We start from the raw sequence: 15338 nt of genomic DNA, 5'->3' as shown, positions 1-15338 counted from the left end.
GGCAGGTGGTCATCGTCGGTGATCCCGAACAATTGCCGCCCACCAATGTGGGCGATCGCGGGGTCGACGAGATCTCGGACGGTCTCGACGTCGCCGATCAGGAGAGCATCCTCGACGAGTGTCTGGCGGCGCACCTGCCGCAAAGGCGCCTCGCCTGGCACTACAGAAGCCGGCACGAGAGCCTCATCGCCTTCTCCAACCGCCACTATTATCGCGGCGGGCTCGTCACCTTCCCCTCCCCCGTCACCGAGGACCGGGCGGTGCGGCTCCAGCTCGTGGCCGATGGGCTCTACGAGCGCGGCGGGGCGCGGGTGAACCGGCCCGAAGCGCGCGCCCTGGTGGCAGAGGTGGTCGCCCGCCTTTCGGACCCCGCCTTCGCGGCGGAGGAGGGCTCGCTCGGCATCGTCACCTTCAATGGCGAGCAGCAGCGCCTGATCGAGAACCTGCTCGATGCCGAGAGGCGGGGTAGGCCGGAGCTGGAGCAGTTCTTCGACGGGCGGATCTGGAAAGAGCCGGTCTTCGTGAAGAACCTCGAGACCGTGCAGGGCGACGAGCGCGACGTGATCCTGTTCTCGGTGGCGGCAGGGCCGGATGCCACGGGCCGGATCACCGGACAGATCAGTTCGCTCAACCGCGAGGGCGGTCACCGACGCCTCAACGTGGCGATCACCCGGGCCCGGCGGGAGCTCGTTGTCTTCGCTTCGATGCGGGCCGACCAGGTGGATCTCGGCCGTGGCAGCGCCCGTGGCGTGCGTGATTTCAAGCACTTCCTCGCCTTCGCCGAGCACGGTGCCGGCGCTCTCGAAACGGCGGCTGCTCCCACGGGGGGAGACATCGAATCGCCGTTCGAGGGCGCGGTGATGGCGGCTTTGGCTGCACGGGGCTGGACAATCGTACCTCAGGTCGGGGTTTCCGCCTTTCGGATCGACCTCGGCATCGTCCATCCCGACGCTCCGGGGCGCTACCTCGCGGGCGTCGAATGCGACGGCGCGACCTATCACCGGGCGGCGACGGCGCGGGACAGGGATCGTCTGCGCGAATGGGTGCTCACCGATCTCGGATGGCGCATCCACCGGGTCTGGAGCACCGATTGGTGGAACGATCCGCAAGGCGCCCTCGACCGGCTCGACACGGCGTTGCGGGCCGATCTCGACGCCGACAGGGCGAAGCCGGAGCCGGTCGTGATCGAGCCGGCCACTCCCGATATCCCGCAGGTGGAGCCCCCCGGCCTCTATGAACCCGCCGACCTGTCGGGCTTCTCACCCGATGCCGCGCGCTTCCACGATGTGGCTTACGAGGCCACGCTGGCGGCGATGGCGTGCGAGGTGGTCCTGCGCGAAGGTCCTGTTTTCGCTGACATTCTCGCCGAACGCCTGCTGCGCGCCCATGGCTTTGCCCGGATCACGGCCCGCCTGCGCCAGCGCGCTTTAGCGGCCGTCGATCCCCGCTGCCCCCATACGAGCGAGGGCGACCGCATCGTTCTCTGGCCGGGGGTGGCGCCCGCCGGGCCGGTGAGGTTCCGGCCGGCTCAAGGGGATGGGCGAGCGCCCGCCGACATCCCGCTCCAGGAACTCGCCGGCCTCGCCCGCGACCTCGATCCGGCACCCGGCGTCGAGGGGCGGATGGCCGCGCAGCTGGGCCTCGGCCGGATGAGCGAGGCGGTCCGCGCCCGGTTCGCCGAGGCCGCCTCGCTGGCGCGGGAGAGCGAAGCATCGGCCCCGAAATCCGTCGGATGAGACGGGCGGATCGACCGCCACGCGACCCCCGTTTCGACCGCCATGGGACAGGGGTTCCGGCGGTACGCGACATGAAAAAGCCCCGCCTGGTAAGGCGGGGCCGATGGCGGTGCCGTTGAAGCCGCGAGACGTCGATCAGGCCGCGAGCTTCAGGGCTTCGGGAGCGTTGTCGTTGACGAGAACGAGCTCGCCCGCCGTGATGGTGGAGGTGTTCGAGGTGGGGGTCAGGCGATCGGCGACGAAGGCCACCAGGGAGATGTTGGCGGCAGCGGCGACAGCGACGGCGGTGAGAATGAGAGCGGTCATATCGGTGTTCCTCGGGGCGTTGCGTTTGCGTTGCAGCATGTATGACAGCCCGCCCGCCGAGCTGGTATACCAAACGCCAAATACCACTCATGCAGTCCGCGCATGGAATGCACGATATCCTGCGAAGCCCTGCATTTAACGCACTATGGTGCATGCTGAGCCGCAAGCTCGATCCGCCCCTCCCCTGCCCGAAGGTCTCAGCCCGATGCGCCGCCCCACCACAGCCCTCGTCGCCCTACTTCTCGCGGCATGGTCCTTCGACGCACGAGCACAGGATGCGAACCGGGTGCGCGCGATGAACGCGGTGAGCGACCTGGCGCGGGCGCACCGCGAGCAGACGGAGACGCTCCGGCGTATGGAGACGGTCCAGCGCGACCGGGCCCGAGCGGAGGACAGAACCCGGCGCAACGCCGAACGGGACAGCCGTTCGATGCGCCGCTTCGACCGCTGAACCGGCATCGACGGCAGCCAGCGCCCTCCTCCGTTACCCGCGCCCTGTCGTCGTCAAACTCTGACGGTTGGTACCCGCCCCGAGCGTCCGAGATGGGTGGTGAGCGGACCGGCCGTTCTCCGCGAAGATCGAGGATGGAGCTGCCGTTTCGGTTGGATCACCGAGTTACGTTCGACATGTCCGCACCGCGCGCAAGGTGAACAGCCACACGAGCAGGGCCGCAGTGCTGAACGTCGCTCCGAGCGCCGAGACGCCGGGCCAGCCAGCCCGGGCATAGATGGACGTCGCAGCAGCGGCGCCGAGGGCGCTGCCCACTGAATAGAACACCATGTAGCTGCCGATGAGCCGGCTGCTGGCTTCGGGACGCAGGGAGACGATGAGGCTCTGGTTCGTGACATGAACGGCCTGCACGGCGAGATCGAGCAGGACGACGCCAAAGATCAGGGCCGGAATCGATACCGGCAGCAGCGCAATCGGCGCCCACGATACGAGCAGAAGCACGAGAGTTGTTCCTGTCGTCCATTGACCGTGGCCCCGGTCCGCGAGCCGCCCGGCCCCCGTTGCGGCCATCGCTCCCGCCAGGCCTACGAGGCCGAACAGGCCGATCCAGGTATGGGAATAGGAGAAGGGCGGCGCACTGAGCGGCAGCACCAGCGCGGTCCAGAATGTGCTGAACGACGCAAAGATCAGAAGCGCGAGAACACCGCGAACCAGCAAGACCGGCTCGCTGAGGAACAGGATGGGGACCGAGCGAAGTGCAGCGACGTAGCTGCCGGTTCCGGCCGGGATCCGATGTTGTGGCAAGACGCGCACGAGCAGGCCGACGAGGGCGAGCGACAGGATCGCGGAGACCAGGTAGACCGCTCGCCAGCCACCGATATCGGCCAGTATCCCGGCCGCGAAGCGCGCCGCCAGGATGCCGATCACGATGCCGCTCGTGACTGTACCGACCACCCGACCTCGTTCGGTCGGTGTCGCGAGCGTCGCGGCGAATGCGACCAGGACCTGAACCACGACGGCGAGCAGCCCAACCGCCGCCATGCCGGCGAACAGAATCGCTCCGGACTTGGCCGTGGCCACCGCCGCCAGCGCGAGCACCGACAGAAGCCCCTGGCCGAGGATGAGGCGACGGCGGTCGATGAGATCGCCGAGCGGCACGATGAAGATCAAGCCCAGCCCGTAGCCGACCTGGGTCAGGGTCACCACGAGCCCGATCGCGGCAGGCGAGATGCCGAACTCCTGCGCCATCGCATCGAGCAGGGGCTGGGCGTAGTAGATGTTGGCGACGCCCAAGCCGGCGGCGACGGCGAAAATCAGGATCGTCGTCCTGGGCAAGGCCCCCTCCGGCTCGGTAGAGGTTCGCTCATCTTTTCCGTGCGGCATGGCGGTCCTGTCGATGACATCCAATCTGGTTTCATCTTGAGACCACTTGTGGCCGGTCCATTCCAGTTCTAAATTGAGACCAGCTTGGAACGGGAGCGTACCTTCGTGGCAAAGCGCGTCAGCCTCTGGAACGCCGGCTGCCCGGTTGCGCGCGCGCTCGATGTCATTGGCGACTGGTGGTCGCTCCTCATCATCCGCGATGCTTTCGACGGTGTTCGGCGCTTCAGTGAGTTCCAGAATGGTCTCGGCATCGCCAAAGGTATGCTGGCGACCCGCCTTCGCGACCTGACCGAACGGGGAATTCTGGAGACGGCGCCCGCCTCGGACGGGACCGCCTACCGGGAATACGTCCTGACCGAGAAGGGGCGCGGCCTGTTCCTCGTCATCGTCGCGCTTCGACAATGGGGGGAGGCTCATCTCTATGGGCCGACCGATCGCCGGTCTCGCTTGGTCGATCGTGAAGTCGGGGCTCCGGTCGCTCAACTCACCTTGCGATCCGCCGATGACCGTCGTCTCGGTTGGTATGACACGCGGGTGCTGAAGCCCGACGTCACCTGACAAGGTGACGTAGCGACATCGAAAGCGGATAAACCGCATAGTGGAGCGGTCCTTTCCGCCCATGATCAATGTCCGCTCTCAGCGGATGGCGGCGGCCGCAGGGTCCGTCGACGTTGGGCCGAAAGTAGACCCGGCAGCGGGCACCAAACGTCGGATCTCCTCCCCCAGGGCTGACGGATTCAGACATCTGCCCGATGGCAGCTCCCTCTATCCAGGAGGATTCGACAGGCGCGATCGTTCCCCCTCCCCTGGAAGGGAAGAAGGGCTCATGCTGCCAGCCAGATGGGTGAATGCCTGCCCCCTCCGGGGGCGAGCACATGCCGGAACGGACAGACGTCCGAGATCGAACGCGATATCTCGTGGCGGCCGGAATGGCATCGGTTCGCGAGGATCGCCCGCGGGCAAGGCGACCCGCCATCGTCACGATGGGGACGCTCGTTCCGGACGGAGCGGCGCGAAGCCGGCCGTGGCCTCACTCGTCCGTGGAGAACATCTCGTCGAAGGAATAGCCGGAGCCGCGCACGGTGCGGATCGGGTCGCTCTGGCGCGGACGGTTGATCGCCTTGCGCAGGCGGCCCACATGGACGTCCACCGTGCGCTCGTCGATATAGACGTCGTGGCCCCAGACCCCGTCGAGCAGCTGCTCGCGCGAGAACACGCGGCCGGGGCTCTGCATCAGGAATTCGAGGAGCTTGAACTCGGTGGGCCCGAGATGGATCTCGCGGCCCTGCCGGCGGATGCGGTGGCTGACCCGGTCGAGTTCGATATTGCCGGCCACCAGCAGGTCAGACACATGGGTCGGCTTGGCCCGGCGCAGGAGCGCACGCACCCGCGCGAGCAGCTCGGGCACCGAGAACGGCTTGACGATGTAATCGTCGGCGCCGGTGCCGAGGCCGCGGATGCGGTCGCCCTCCTCGCCCCGCGCCGTCAGCATGATCACCGGCAGCCGCTCGGTCTCCCGCCGGGCGCGGATGCGGCGGCACAGCTCGATGCCGGACAGGCCGGGCATCATCCAATCGAGCAGGACGAGATCGGGAACCTGCTCCTGAAGGCGCAGATCGGCCTCGTCGCCCCGCGCGGCGGAATCGACGACGAAGCCCTCCGCTTCCAAGTTGTAGCGGAGGAGGAGAGTGAGGGCCTCCTCGTCCTCGACGATCAGGATGCGCGTGTTCATGCGGATGTTTTCGGGGTGATGGCGACCGTCCCGGATGGACGCGACGGCCGCGCCGAGCGTGTGCTGGAGCGGCCGGCAGGGGCAGCGATCAGGCGCTGGCGGGCATCGACACGGTGGCGTAGTTCGACGCGTCGTTCTTCGGGCGGTCCCGCTCGGCGAGCTCGTTCGTGCCGGTGACGAGATAATGGATCGTCTCGGCGATGTTGGTGGTGTGATCGCCGATCCGCTCGATGTTCTTGGCGCAGAACAGGAGATGCGTGCAGAACGAGATGTTGCGCGGATCTTCCATCATGTAGGTCAGCAGCTCGCGGAAGAGCGAGTTGTAGAGGGCGTCGATGGAATCGTCGCGCTCCCAGACGTCGAGGGCGGCCTTCACGTCCTGGCTGCCATAGGCGTCGAGGACGTCCTTCAGCTGCTCCTGCACCAGATCGCCCATATGCTGGACGCCGATGACGATCTTCTGCGGCTGGATCTGATCGGCGATGGCGACCACACGCTTGGCGACGTTCTTGGACAAGTCGCCGATCCGCTCAAGATCGTTCGAGACGCGGATCGCCGATACCGTCTCGCGCAGGTCGATGGACAGCGGCTGGCGCTTGGCGATGAGAAGGATCGCCCGCTCCTCGACCTCGTGCTGGATCGCGTCCAGACGCTTGTCGGCGGCGATGACAGCCTGCGCCAGGGGCACGTCCCGGCGCACCAGGGCATTGCCGGAATCTGTCATCATCTTCTCGGCGATCCCGCCCATCTCGGAAATCGAGCGGCGCAGGTTTTCCAGTTCCGTGTCGTAGGAACTGACGATGTGGTTGGGCATGCTCGCACTCCTCGACCGAGGCCGCCCCTGGCAGCCCGCATCGCATAGGATCGGGACCGGTGCCGCGGAACGCGGCCCCGGCGGGCTCAGCCGAAGCGGCCGGTGATGTAGTCCTGGGTCTGGCGCTTCTCGGGGTTCATGAAGATCCGTGTCGTCGGGCCGAATTCGACCAGTTCGCCAAGATACATGAACGCCGTGAACTGCGAGATGCGCGCGGCCTGCTGCATGTTGTGGGTCACGATGACGATCGTGAATTCCGAGCGCAGCTGCTCGATCAGCTCCTCGATGCGGCCCGTGGAGATCGGGTCGAGGGCCGAGGTCGGCTCGTCGAACAGGATCACCTCGGGACGCTGGGCGACGGTGCGGGCGATGCAGAGACGCTGCTGCTGACCGCCGGAGAGACCCATGCCGGATTGCTTGAGCTTGTCCTTCACCTCGTCCCAGAGGGCGGCCTTGCGCAGGCTCTCTTCGACGCGCACGTCGAGATCGGCCTTGGGCAGCTTCTCGTAGAGACGCAGGCCGAAGGCGACGTTGTCGTAGATCGACATCGGGAAGGGCGTCGGCTTCTGGAACACCATGCCGATGCGCGAGCGCAGCTCGTTCAGATCGACCTTCGAATCGAGCACGTTCTGCCCGTCGAGGAGGATCTCACCCTCGGCGCGCTGCTCCGGATAGAGGCTGTAGATGCGGTTGAAGGTCCGCAGCAGGGTCGACTTCCCGCAGCCCGACGGGCCGATCAGGGCGGTGACCTGGCGGTCGTGGAAGTTGAGGTTGACCGACTTCAGGCCGTGGAACGAGCCGTAATAGAAGTTCAGGTCCTTCACGGCGATACGGATGGGGGCCTGGTCGTCGGCCTGGTGGCGACCGGTCAGCTGGGCCTGCGTGATCGCGGGAGCGGCGTTCATCGGATGCGTGTCCTTGTCGAAAACGGGGTGGGACGGGGGCGCGGGATCAGCGCGCCCGCTCGCTCTTGATGACGAAGCGGGCCACGATCGACAGGGCGAGGATCGTAGCGGTGATGAGGAGGGCGCCGGCCCAGGCGAGCTGCTGCCAGTTCGAGTAGGGCGAGAGCGCGAACTGGTAGATCATCACCGGAAGGTTGGGGATGCCGCCCATGAGGTTGGGCGAGAACCAGCTGTTGTTGTTGAGCGCGGTGAAGAGCAGCGGCGCGGTCTCGCCGGCGATGCGGGCGAGCGCCAGGATGATGCCGGTGACGATACCGGCGCTGGCGCCGCGCCAGGTGATGCTCTTGATGACGATGGAGGGCGGGGCACCGAGGGCCGCGCCGGCCTCGCGCAGGGTCGAGGGCACGAGGCGCAGCATGTCCTCGGTGGTGCGCACGATCACCGGGGTGGCGATGATGGCGAGAGCCACGCCGCCGGCCCAGCCCGAATAGGTCCCCATAGGCCGCACCATCAGCGTGTAGACGAACAGGCCGATGAGGATCGAGGGGGCCGAGAGCAGGATGTCGTTGAGGAAGCGAATCACGTCGGCGAGCTTCGAGTTGCGGCCGTACTCGGCCAGATAGGTCCCGGCCATGACACCCACCGGCGTCGCGATGACGATGCCGATGAGAGTGAGGACCAGGCTGCCGAGGATGGCGTTGGCGATGCCGCCGCCTTCGGAGCCCGGGCCCGGCGTCGGCTCGGTGAAGAGCAGCGGCGAGAAGCCCTTCATGCCCTCGACGATGAGCATGAGCAGGATCGAGCCCAGCACGACGATACCGATCAGCGTGGCGACGGTGCTGCCGACGATGAGGAGCTTGTCGGCGACCCGGCGGCTCGACCGGACCCGGCTGACACGCGCCGGGGCCGCGGTTGTGGGGAGGGTGGTGACGGCGTCCATGATTCGGGCTCCCGGGGTCAGGCGACCTTCACGCGCCGGACGAGCAGGCGTGCGATGATCAGGACGATGAAGGTGATGATGAAGAGGATGCAGCCGAGCGCCATCAGCGAGTTGAGCTGCAGGCCGTCGGCCTCGTTGAACTCGTTGGCGATGCGCGAGGCGATGGTGGAGCCGGGATCGAAGATCGATCCGGAGAGGCGGTTGGCGTTACCGATGACGAAGGTCACCGCCATGGTCTCGCCGAGCGCGCGGCCGAGGCCGAGCATGACCGCGCCGATGATCGAGACCGAGGCCTGCGGCACCAGCACGTGGCGCACGACCTCCCAGGTGGTGCAGCCGATGCCGTAGGCGCTCTCGCGCAGCACCGTGGGGATCTGGTCGAGCATGTCGCGGGTGATCGAGGCGACGAAGGGCACGATCATGATCGCCAGGATGATGCCGGCGGTGAGGATGCCGACGCCCGAGGGGACGCGGGCGTAGAACAGCGTGCCGACGATGGGCATGCCCTCCACTACGCTCGAGACCGGCATCTGCACGTATTGGGCGAAGAGCGGGGCGAAGATGAACAGGCCCCACATGCCGTAGATGATGCTCGGCACCGAGGCGAGGAGCTCGATCGTCATCGAGACGGGCTTGCGCGCCCAACCGGGGCAGAGCTGCGTGAGGTAGACCGCGATGCCGATGGAGATCGGCACGCCGATGAGGAGGGCGAGGACGGCCGAGACCAGGGTGCCGACGATGGCGACGAGAGCGCCATACTGCTCCTGGCCGATGTTCCAGGAGCTGGAGGTGATGAAGCCGAGGCCGAATTCCGCGAAGGCCGGCCAGCCGCCATAGGCGATCGAGGCGAGGATGCCCGCGAGGAAGAGGAGGACCAGCAGCGCCGACGCGTAGGAGGCGGCGCGGAAGAGCTGGTCGCCGAGGCCGCCCGGCTTCTTGCGAGCGGGGGAGCCCGTGCGGGCCAGCGAAATCTGTTCAGTCAAGGCGGCCATCCGACGTCTACTTCTTCACCTTGAGGGGTCGTATCGCGTGGGGAGACGGGTGGCGAGGTGTGTCGCCATGTCTTCTCGTGGAGCAGGCCCGACGCTTTCGCCGGGCCTGAGAGGGTGGTTCGGTCCGTGAGGACGTGCCTTAGAAGACGGGCTTGCCGTCCTTGCCCTTGATTTCCTTCCACTCGCTGTGGACGAGGGCGACGACGTTGTCGGGCAGCGGCACGTAGTCGAGATCGACGGCGAGCTTGTCGCCGTTCTTGTAGGCCCAATCGAAGAACTTGAGCACTTCCGCGGACTTGGCGGCGTCGGCCGGCTCTTTGTAGACGAGGATGAAGGTGGCCGCGGTGATCGGCCAGGCTTCGTCGCCGGCCTGGTTCACGAGGGAGATGCCGAAGCCGGGAGCGGCCTTCCAATCGGCGGAGGCGGCAGCGGCCTGGAACGCCTTGTCATCCGGGGCCGGGAACTTGCCGGCCTTGTTCTGGATCAGGGTGTGGCTGAGCTTGTTCTGCTTGGCGTAGGCCGATTCCACGTAGCCGATGGAGTTCGCGACCTGCTTGACGGTGGCGGTGACGCCCTCGTTGCCCTTGCCACCCTGGCCGGCGGGCCAGCTGACCGTGGTGGCCGCACCGAATTCCTTCTTCCAGCTCTCGGAAACCGCGCTGAGATAGGTGGTGAAGATGCTGGTCGTGCCGGAGGCATCCGAACGGTAGACCGGGGTGATCGGCGCGTCGGGGAGCTTCAGGCCATTGTTGAGGGCAGCGATCTTGGGGTCGCTCCACTTGGTGATCTTGTTCGCATAGATGTCGGCGACGAGCTCGCCGGTGAGCTTGAGCTTGCCCGGCTCGACGCCGGCGATGTTCACCACGGTGACGACGCCGCCCATGACGGTGGGGAACTGGACGAAGCCGTCCTTCTCAAGGGCGGGGCCCTTCAGCGGGGCGTCGGTGGCGCCGAAATCGACGGTCTTGGCCTGGATCTGCTTGATGCCGCCGCCGGAGCCGATGGACTGGTAGTTCAGGCCCGTGCCGGTATCCTTGCGGTAGGCTTCAGCCCATTTCGAATAGACCGGGAAGGGGAAGGTCGCGCCGGCACCGGTGATGTCGGCGGCCTGGGCGACGGCGCCGAACTGTGCGGTCGCGAGCCCGATGGCGAGGGCGAAATGGAAGGGTTTCACGGTGGCTCTCCGTATTCTGGCCGGGCGTTATACGTGCCGCGCTGCAAGAGCAATCCTGCTGCAGCGCACCGTTACCCGCCCGATCATGCTGGCTCTATGACGGAGCCATGACAGATCGATGACAGGTGCCGGCCGGCGACCGCTCAAGCGCTGTAGGACAGGGGGAAAACACGGTATGGACCGGGGCTCGAACGAGCGCGGCACGGTTTGACGGGCTCGTGCGTTATACGATTCGGCGATGTCGATGACGGAGCAGCCCGTTTCGCCAGCCGTCCTGGAAGGTCAGCATCTTGGAGAACGAATCGAGCATGACACCCGCCGGGGGTGATGGCGATGCCGATTTCCTCGCCCTGCACGAGCGCAGGGAGGACCTCGAACGCGACCTGGCTTTTGCCCAGCAACGCCGGCAATTCGGGACCGATCCGGGCGAGGTGGAGAAGGCGGGCCAGGACGAGCGCGCCCTGCTGGCGGAGCTCGACGCGGTGATGACCCTGATCCGCGGCGCCGAGTATCAGCGCATGCCGGGAGCTCGCCGCTGGTAGCGGCGACCTCCGGAGAACGGGATCAGCCCACGCGGCGGCGATCGCGTTCCTTGTGCCGGAGGCGCAGGAGAAGGTCGATCTGACCGTCGGGGATCGGCTGCGTATCGAACGTGTCTTCGTAGATCGCCCGAAGAGTGCCACCGAGATGGTGACGGGTCGGACTCGACAGGATCGGCATCCCATCCGCTTCGTTCACAGGCCGGGGATCGGTCTCACCGTCACCCAGATCCATCACGCGATCTCCCGATGTGCCGACGCGTTTCGCTAAGATTCCCTGCGTCGTGCTCGCATCATCGGCGAAGATGGTTAACCAAAGGTTAAGATCGCGCCTCACGCATCCGTGGATTGAAGAAGTCGCGCCGCCGCAGCGCGGGCCTCGTCGGTCACCGTGGCACCGGCCAGCATCCGGGCGATCTCCTCGCGCCGCGCCGGGGCTTCGAGGGGCGAGACGCGGGTGGCGACCCGGTCGCGGCCCTTCACCGGGTCCTTGGCGATGAGGAAATGCGTCTCGGCCCGCGCGGCGACCTGAGGGGCATGGGTCACGGCCACGACCTGCACCCCGGCGGCGAGACGGGCGAGGCGGGCGCCGATGGCATCGGCCACGGCGCCGCCGACGCCGGTATCGATCTCGTCGAAGATCAGGGTCGGAGCCGAGCCCTTGTCGGCCAGCACCACCTTGAGGGCCAGCATGAAGCGGGAGAGCTCGCCGCCGGACGCCACCTTCATCATCGGGCCGGGCCGCGTTCCGGGATTGGTCTGGGCCCAGAACTCCACGCGCTCGTAGCCCGCCGGGTCCCGCGATTCGGGATCGGTGACGATCTCGGTGATGAAGCGGGCGCGCTCCAGCTTCAGGGGCGGCAATTCGGCCTTCACCGCGAGGTCGAGGGCCTTGGCGGCCTTGCGACGCCCCTCGCTGAGCTTGGTCGCGGCCTTGGCATAGGCGGCCTCGGCCTGGGCGAGGGTCGCGTCCAGGCCAGTGAGAGCCTCCTCGCCGGCATCGATGGCGGCCACATCCGCCTCGTAGCGCTGGCGCAGGGCGGCAAGGTCGTCCACCGACACCTGATACTTGCGGGAGGCCGCACGGAGGGCGAACAGCCGCTCCTCGACCTGCTCCAACTCGCGCGGATCGAATTCCGATTCGCGCAACGCCGTGTCGAGAACGGAATGAGCCTCGTCGAGGGCGGCGAGCGCGGCATCCAGGGCGGCGATGCAGGGCTCGACCAGGGCCGGGATCTGGCTCGCCCGCCGCTCCAGCTTGCGCATCGCCGAGGAGAGGTGGGACACGGCCGAATTCGGGCCGCCCGCCGCCTCGATCGCCTCGGTCAGCTCGCGGGCCACCTTCTCGCTCTGCTGCATGACCATGCGGCGCTCGGCCAGCGAGGTTTCCTCGCCGGCCTGGGGATCGAGCGTTTCGAGCTCCGCCGCCGCATGGCGCAGGAAATCGACCTCCTTGCGGGCGGCCTCGACCCTGGCCCGATGCTCGGCCAGGGCGGAGCGGGCGGTGCGCACGCGCTTGGCCGCCTCCCCCACCGCCGCCAGGGGCGCGTGCAGGCCGCCGAACGCGTCGAGGATGGCGCGGTGGGTGCCGGGATCGGCCAAGGCGCGATCGTCGTGCTGGCCGTGGATCTCCACGAGCGTGGCGCCGATGGCCCGCAGCACCTGCACGCCGACGGCCTGATCGTTGACGAAGGCGCGGGTACGGCCGTCCGCCATCTGCACCCGGCGCAGGATCAGGTCGCCCTCGGTGTCGATATCGGCCTCGGCCGCGAGGCGGCGGGCGGGATGGTCGAGGGGCACATCGAAGACGGCGGTGACGCCGCCCTGTCCTTCACCATGGCGCACCAGGCCGCCGTCGCCGCGCCCGCCCAGGGCCAGCGCGAAGGCGTCGAGCAGGATCGACTTGCCCGCGCCGGTCTCCCCGGTCAGGACGCTGAGGCCTTCGCGGAAATTCAGGGCGAGCTTATCGATGAGAACGATGTCGCGGATCGCGAGCTGACTCAGCATGCCGCGGGTTTGGCCTCGTTGGATACGGTGGCCACGTCTTAAGGCGAAGCGGCGGCGGCTTCACTCGAAAAATGGCCCGCGAACGAAAGCGTGTCGTCGCGGGCCGGATCGAGCGGCTAGGGCTCGTTTGTCGCCGAACCGGTATCCGCTTCGGCGTAGAGCGCTTAGCGCGCGTCGGCGGTGCGGCCGATGACGCCGCGATAGACCTTGCTGAGCCAGGAGGACTTCTCCTCGCGCGGCTCCAGGCCACCGTTCTGGAGGAGCGCGAACGCATCCTTGTACCAGGGGCTGTCGGGGAAGTTGTGGCCGAGCACGGCGGCGGCGGTCTGGGCCTCGGCGGTGATGCCGAGCGCCATGTAGGCCTCCACCAGACGCTCCAGCGCTTCTTCAGCGTGGCGGGTCGTCTGGTACTTGCTCACCACGTCCCGGAAGCGGTTGATCGCGGCGGGGAAGTTGCGGCGCTCCAGGTAGAACCGGCCGACTTCCATCTCCTTGCCGGCGAGCTGGTCGCGGGTGATCTGGATCTTGGCCTTGGCATCGGCCGCGTATTCGGAGGTCGGGTATTTCTGGACGAGTTCCTGCAGACCGGCCAGCGCCTTCTCGGAGCGGTCCTGGTCGCGGGTCACGTCGGGGATCTGCTTATAATGCGACATCGCCATCAGGTACTGGGCGTAGGCCGCGTCCTTGCTCGCCGGATGGCGCTGCAGGTAACGCTTCGAGGCGTTGATCGCGTCGTCGTATTTCTGGCCCTCGTAATTCGAGTAGGCCGTCATCAGCAGCGCTTTGCGCGACCAGTCCGAATAGGCATAGGCCTTGTCGAGTTCGCCGAACTTCTTCGACGCGCCCTCGAAATCCTTGTCTTCCATCTTGGCCAAGCCCTCGCTGTAGAGCTTGTCGGCCGGGACGTCGGGAATGATCTCGGGCTTGTACTTCTCGGCGAAGGGATTGATCGAGTCGAGGGTGTCGCAGCCGCCGAGGCCGAGGCCGCAGAGCGCCAGGAGCACGAAAGCCGTCGCCCCGCGGTTACGATCGTTGAGACGCATTCCGGTTCCCCCAACAGATGCGCCCGGCAAGGGGGCCGCATCGTCAAGCCATACAAATGTCGGTCGAGCGGCTGACGGCACGGTGCCACGGCCCATGTGCCTCTATGGGGCACACGCGACCTCGCCTCTTGTCACGGACGCTTTACCAGTGGCGTCCGATTTGGGCGTGAAAGCGGCGGCCGAGAGGCTGACGCAATCGAAGCGAGGGTGTTGCTGAGAGGTTACAGGTCGCTGGCGAAGGCGGCGAGGCCGAGACCGACGCCGAATTCCGGGCGGGAGGTCTCGCGGCGGGCGCCGGCGGCTTCGAGGATCGTGTAGTTGGCGCGGTCAGCGAAGAGCGCGTCGAGGACGCCGACATTCATCCGGTGGCCGCCGCAATAGGAGCGGTAGGCGCCCTGGATCGGCAGGCCGGCGAGGGCCAGGTCGCCGACGGCATCGAGATACTTGTGCCGCACGAACTCGTCGGCGTAGCGCAGGCCCTCGGGGTTGACGACGGCGTTGTCGCCGACCGCCACAGTGTTCTCGAGGGAGGCGCCGAGCGCGAAGCCGGCTTTCCAGTAGCGCTCTACGTCCTTCATCATGCCGAAGGTGCGGGCATTGGCGATTTCGCGGCGGTAGGAAGCGGGGTTCAGGTCCATCGCCTTGCGGCTGCGGCCGATCACCGGGTTCTCGAAGTCGATCTCCACGTCGAGGCGGAAGCCGCGGTCGATGGGGCGGAGTTCGGCGAAGGCGCGGCCTACCTCGATGCGGACGGTGCGGAGCACCTTGATCCAGCGACGGGGCGCCCCGCAGGTGGTGATGCCGATGGCGTCGATGGCTTCGACGTAGAGGCGGGCGCTGCCGTCCAAGATCGGCATTTCCGGCCCGTCGATCTCGACGAGGACGTTGTCGATGCCGAGCCCGTAGAGGGCGGACATCAGATGCTCGATGGTGGCGACCGCGCCGCTCTCCACGTCACCGATGACGGTGCACAACTCGGTGGCGGAGACGCAGGCGTGGTGGGCCTTGATGAGCCGGTCGTGACCGGTGGGCATTCCGGTACGGAGGAAGCAGATTCCGTGATTGGCCGCAGCGGGATGGAGAGTGATCTCCACCGGCTTGCCGGAATGGACGCCGATGCCACGAAGCGTGGCCGGGCCCTTGAGAGTTGTTTGTTGGTTCGTCCGCATTCCCTAGCCCTCGGCCGTGATCAGGCTCGCTCTCCCTGGATTACGGGATTGCGCCGCCTCTGCGATCCGTCCGCTGCTTGAAGCCCCTGCGAGCGCTGACGGCGAAACCGCCGCGCCTTTTTCGTTCCAAAAATCGTATACGCGGGG

16 protein-coding genes are annotated in these 15338 nt (G+C 67.1%); 4 read left to right on the top strand and 12 right to left on the bottom strand.

Translation table 11 applies throughout. The features are described from left to right. Positions 1–5 precede the first annotated feature (5 nt). Positions 6–1736: a DUF3320 domain-containing protein gene (locus ACYQOP_RS10455; protein WP_461222338.1), complete on the top strand. Its 1731-nt coding sequence runs from the start codon at positions 6–8 to the stop codon at positions 1734–1736. A gap of 135 nt (positions 1737–1871) precedes the next feature. On the opposite strand, the gene ACYQOP_RS10450 is transcribed toward ACYQOP_RS10455, so the two are convergent. After that, entirely contained in the window at positions 1872–2042 is a 171-nt protein-coding gene (locus tag ACYQOP_RS10450) for a hypothetical protein (protein WP_461222337.1), read from the bottom strand. 205 nt (positions 2043–2247) lie between these two features. On the opposite strand from ACYQOP_RS10450, the gene ACYQOP_RS10445 reads away from it, so the two are divergent. Next, entirely contained in the window at positions 2248–2493 is a 246-nt protein-coding gene (locus ACYQOP_RS10445; RefSeq protein ID WP_311276292.1) for a hypothetical protein, read from the top strand. A 165-nt stretch (positions 2494–2658) separates the two neighbouring features. Here ACYQOP_RS10445 and ACYQOP_RS10440 read toward each other — a convergent pair whose 3' ends face one another. Then, positions 2659–3876: an MFS transporter gene (locus ACYQOP_RS10440; protein WP_461222336.1), complete on the bottom strand. Its 1218-nt coding sequence runs from the start codon at positions 3874–3876 to the stop codon at positions 2659–2661. Positions 3877–3981: 105 nt separating this feature from the next. Between ACYQOP_RS10440 and ACYQOP_RS10435 the strand changes: the two genes are divergently transcribed. Beyond that, positions 3982–4434, top strand: a complete 453-nt coding sequence (locus ACYQOP_RS10435) for a winged helix-turn-helix transcriptional regulator (protein WP_461222335.1) — start codon at positions 3982–3984, stop codon at positions 4432–4434. A gap of 472 nt (positions 4435–4906) precedes the next feature. On the opposite strand, the gene phoB is transcribed toward ACYQOP_RS10435, so the two are convergent. From phoB to pstS, 6 genes are all read right to left on the bottom strand, one after another. Further along, positions 4907–5608, bottom strand: coding sequence for a phosphate regulon transcriptional regulator PhoB (gene phoB, locus ACYQOP_RS10430; protein WP_056434508.1), 702 nt, complete (start codon positions 5606–5608; stop codon positions 4907–4909). An 88-nt stretch (positions 5609–5696) separates the two neighbouring features. Beyond that, positions 5697–6422: a phosphate signaling complex protein PhoU gene (gene phoU / locus ACYQOP_RS10425; RefSeq protein WP_056434510.1), complete on the bottom strand. Its 726-nt coding sequence runs from the start codon at positions 6420–6422 to the stop codon at positions 5697–5699. Between the two features lie 86 nt (positions 6423–6508). Further along, positions 6509–7327 carry a phosphate ABC transporter ATP-binding protein PstB gene (pstB, locus tag ACYQOP_RS10420; protein ID WP_056434512.1) on the bottom strand — a complete coding sequence of 273 codons (819 nt, stop codon included), beginning with the start codon at positions 7325–7327 and terminating at the stop codon, positions 6509–6511. A gap of 46 nt (positions 7328–7373) precedes the next feature. Continuing rightward, the gene (gene pstA, locus ACYQOP_RS10415; RefSeq protein ID WP_056434514.1) at positions 7374–8267 is read right to left on the bottom strand and encodes a phosphate ABC transporter permease PstA; all 894 of its coding nucleotides are present in this window, start codon (positions 8265–8267) and stop codon (positions 7374–7376) included. A gap of 17 nt (positions 8268–8284) precedes the next feature. Next, positions 8285–9259 carry a phosphate ABC transporter permease subunit PstC gene (pstC, locus tag ACYQOP_RS10410; RefSeq protein ID WP_461222334.1) on the bottom strand — a complete coding sequence of 325 codons (975 nt, stop codon included), beginning with the start codon at positions 9257–9259 and terminating at the stop codon, positions 8285–8287. A 139-nt stretch (positions 9260–9398) separates the two neighbouring features. After that, positions 9399–10433 (bottom strand): phosphate ABC transporter substrate-binding protein PstS, encoded by a 1035-nt coding sequence (gene pstS / locus ACYQOP_RS10405; RefSeq protein WP_056434518.1) that lies wholly within the window; start codon positions 10431–10433, stop codon positions 9399–9401. Positions 10434–10741: 308 nt separating this feature from the next. Here pstS and ACYQOP_RS10400 point away from each other — a divergent pair, with 308 nt between their 5' ends. Further along, the gene (locus ACYQOP_RS10400) at positions 10742–10975 is read left to right on the top strand and encodes a hypothetical protein (RefSeq protein ID WP_056434520.1); all 234 of its coding nucleotides are present in this window, start codon (positions 10742–10744) and stop codon (positions 10973–10975) included. Between the two features lie 22 nt (positions 10976–10997). Here ACYQOP_RS10400 and ACYQOP_RS10395 read toward each other — a convergent pair whose 3' ends face one another. The 4 genes from ACYQOP_RS10395 to lpxC form a co-directional block, all read right to left on the bottom strand. After that, positions 10998–11207 (bottom strand): hypothetical protein, encoded by a 210-nt coding sequence (locus tag ACYQOP_RS10395; RefSeq protein WP_056434523.1) that lies wholly within the window; start codon positions 11205–11207, stop codon positions 10998–11000. Positions 11208–11305: 98 nt separating this feature from the next. After that, on the bottom strand, positions 11306–12979 hold the full coding sequence (gene recN, locus ACYQOP_RS10390) for a DNA repair protein RecN (protein ID WP_461222333.1): 1674 nt from the start codon (positions 12977–12979) through the stop codon (positions 11306–11308). A gap of 164 nt (positions 12980–13143) precedes the next feature. Then, complete coding sequence (locus ACYQOP_RS10385) at positions 13144–14022, bottom strand: outer membrane protein assembly factor BamD (protein ID WP_419951375.1); 879 nt, start codon at positions 14020–14022, stop codon at positions 13144–13146. Positions 14023–14243: 221 nt separating this feature from the next. Then, a complete protein-coding gene (gene lpxC, locus ACYQOP_RS10380) occupies positions 14244–15191 on the bottom strand; it encodes a UDP-3-O-acyl-N-acetylglucosamine deacetylase (RefSeq protein ID WP_056434528.1) in 948 nt (315 codons plus the stop codon). Positions 15192–15338: the final 147 nt, after the last annotated feature.

This window comes from Methylobacterium sp. CM6247, assembly GCF_054817925.1.
Note: the sequence above shows the minus strand (reverse complement) of the source record. Positions and strands in the feature narration are given on the sequence as shown.

Excerpts from the sequence above, each read along its gene's own strand:
- ACYQOP_RS10450 (WP_461222337.1), bottom strand. The coding sequence starts at position 2,042 with ATGACCGCTCTCATTCTCACCGCCGTCGCTGTCGCCGCTGCCGCCAAC.
- ACYQOP_RS10445 (WP_311276292.1), top strand. The coding sequence starts at position 2,248 with ATGCGCCGCCCCACCACAGCCCTCGTCGCCCTACTTCTCGCGGCATGG.
- ACYQOP_RS10440 (WP_461222336.1), bottom strand. The coding sequence starts at position 3,876 with ATGCCGCACGGAAAAGATGAGCGAACCTCTACCGAGCCGGAGGGGGCC.
- phoB (WP_056434508.1), bottom strand. The coding sequence starts at position 5,608 with ATGAACACGCGCATCCTGATCGTCGAGGACGAGGAGGCCCTCACTCTC.
- phoU (WP_056434510.1), bottom strand. The coding sequence starts at position 6,422 with ATGCCCAACCACATCGTCAGTTCCTACGACACGGAACTGGAAAACCTG.
- pstB (WP_056434512.1), bottom strand. The coding sequence starts at position 7,327 with ATGAACGCCGCTCCCGCGATCACGCAGGCCCAGCTGACCGGTCGCCAC.
- pstA (WP_056434514.1), bottom strand. The coding sequence starts at position 8,267 with ATGGACGCCGTCACCACCCTCCCCACAACCGCGGCCCCGGCGCGTGTC.
- pstC (WP_461222334.1), bottom strand. The coding sequence starts at position 9,259 with ATGGCCGCCTTGACTGAACAGATTTCGCTGGCCCGCACGGGCTCCCCC.
- ACYQOP_RS10400 (WP_056434520.1), top strand. The coding sequence starts at position 10,742 with ATGACACCCGCCGGGGGTGATGGCGATGCCGATTTCCTCGCCCTGCAC.
- ACYQOP_RS10395 (WP_056434523.1), bottom strand. The coding sequence starts at position 11,207 with ATGGATCTGGGTGACGGTGAGACCGATCCCCGGCCTGTGAACGAAGCG.
- recN (WP_461222333.1), bottom strand. The coding sequence starts at position 12,979 with ATGCTGAGTCAGCTCGCGATCCGCGACATCGTTCTCATCGATAAGCTC.
- ACYQOP_RS10385 (WP_419951375.1), bottom strand. The coding sequence starts at position 14,022 with ATGCGTCTCAACGATCGTAACCGCGGGGCGACGGCTTTCGTGCTCCTG.
- lpxC (WP_056434528.1), bottom strand. The coding sequence starts at position 15,191 with ATGCGGACGAACCAACAAACAACTCTCAAGGGCCCGGCCACGCTTCGT.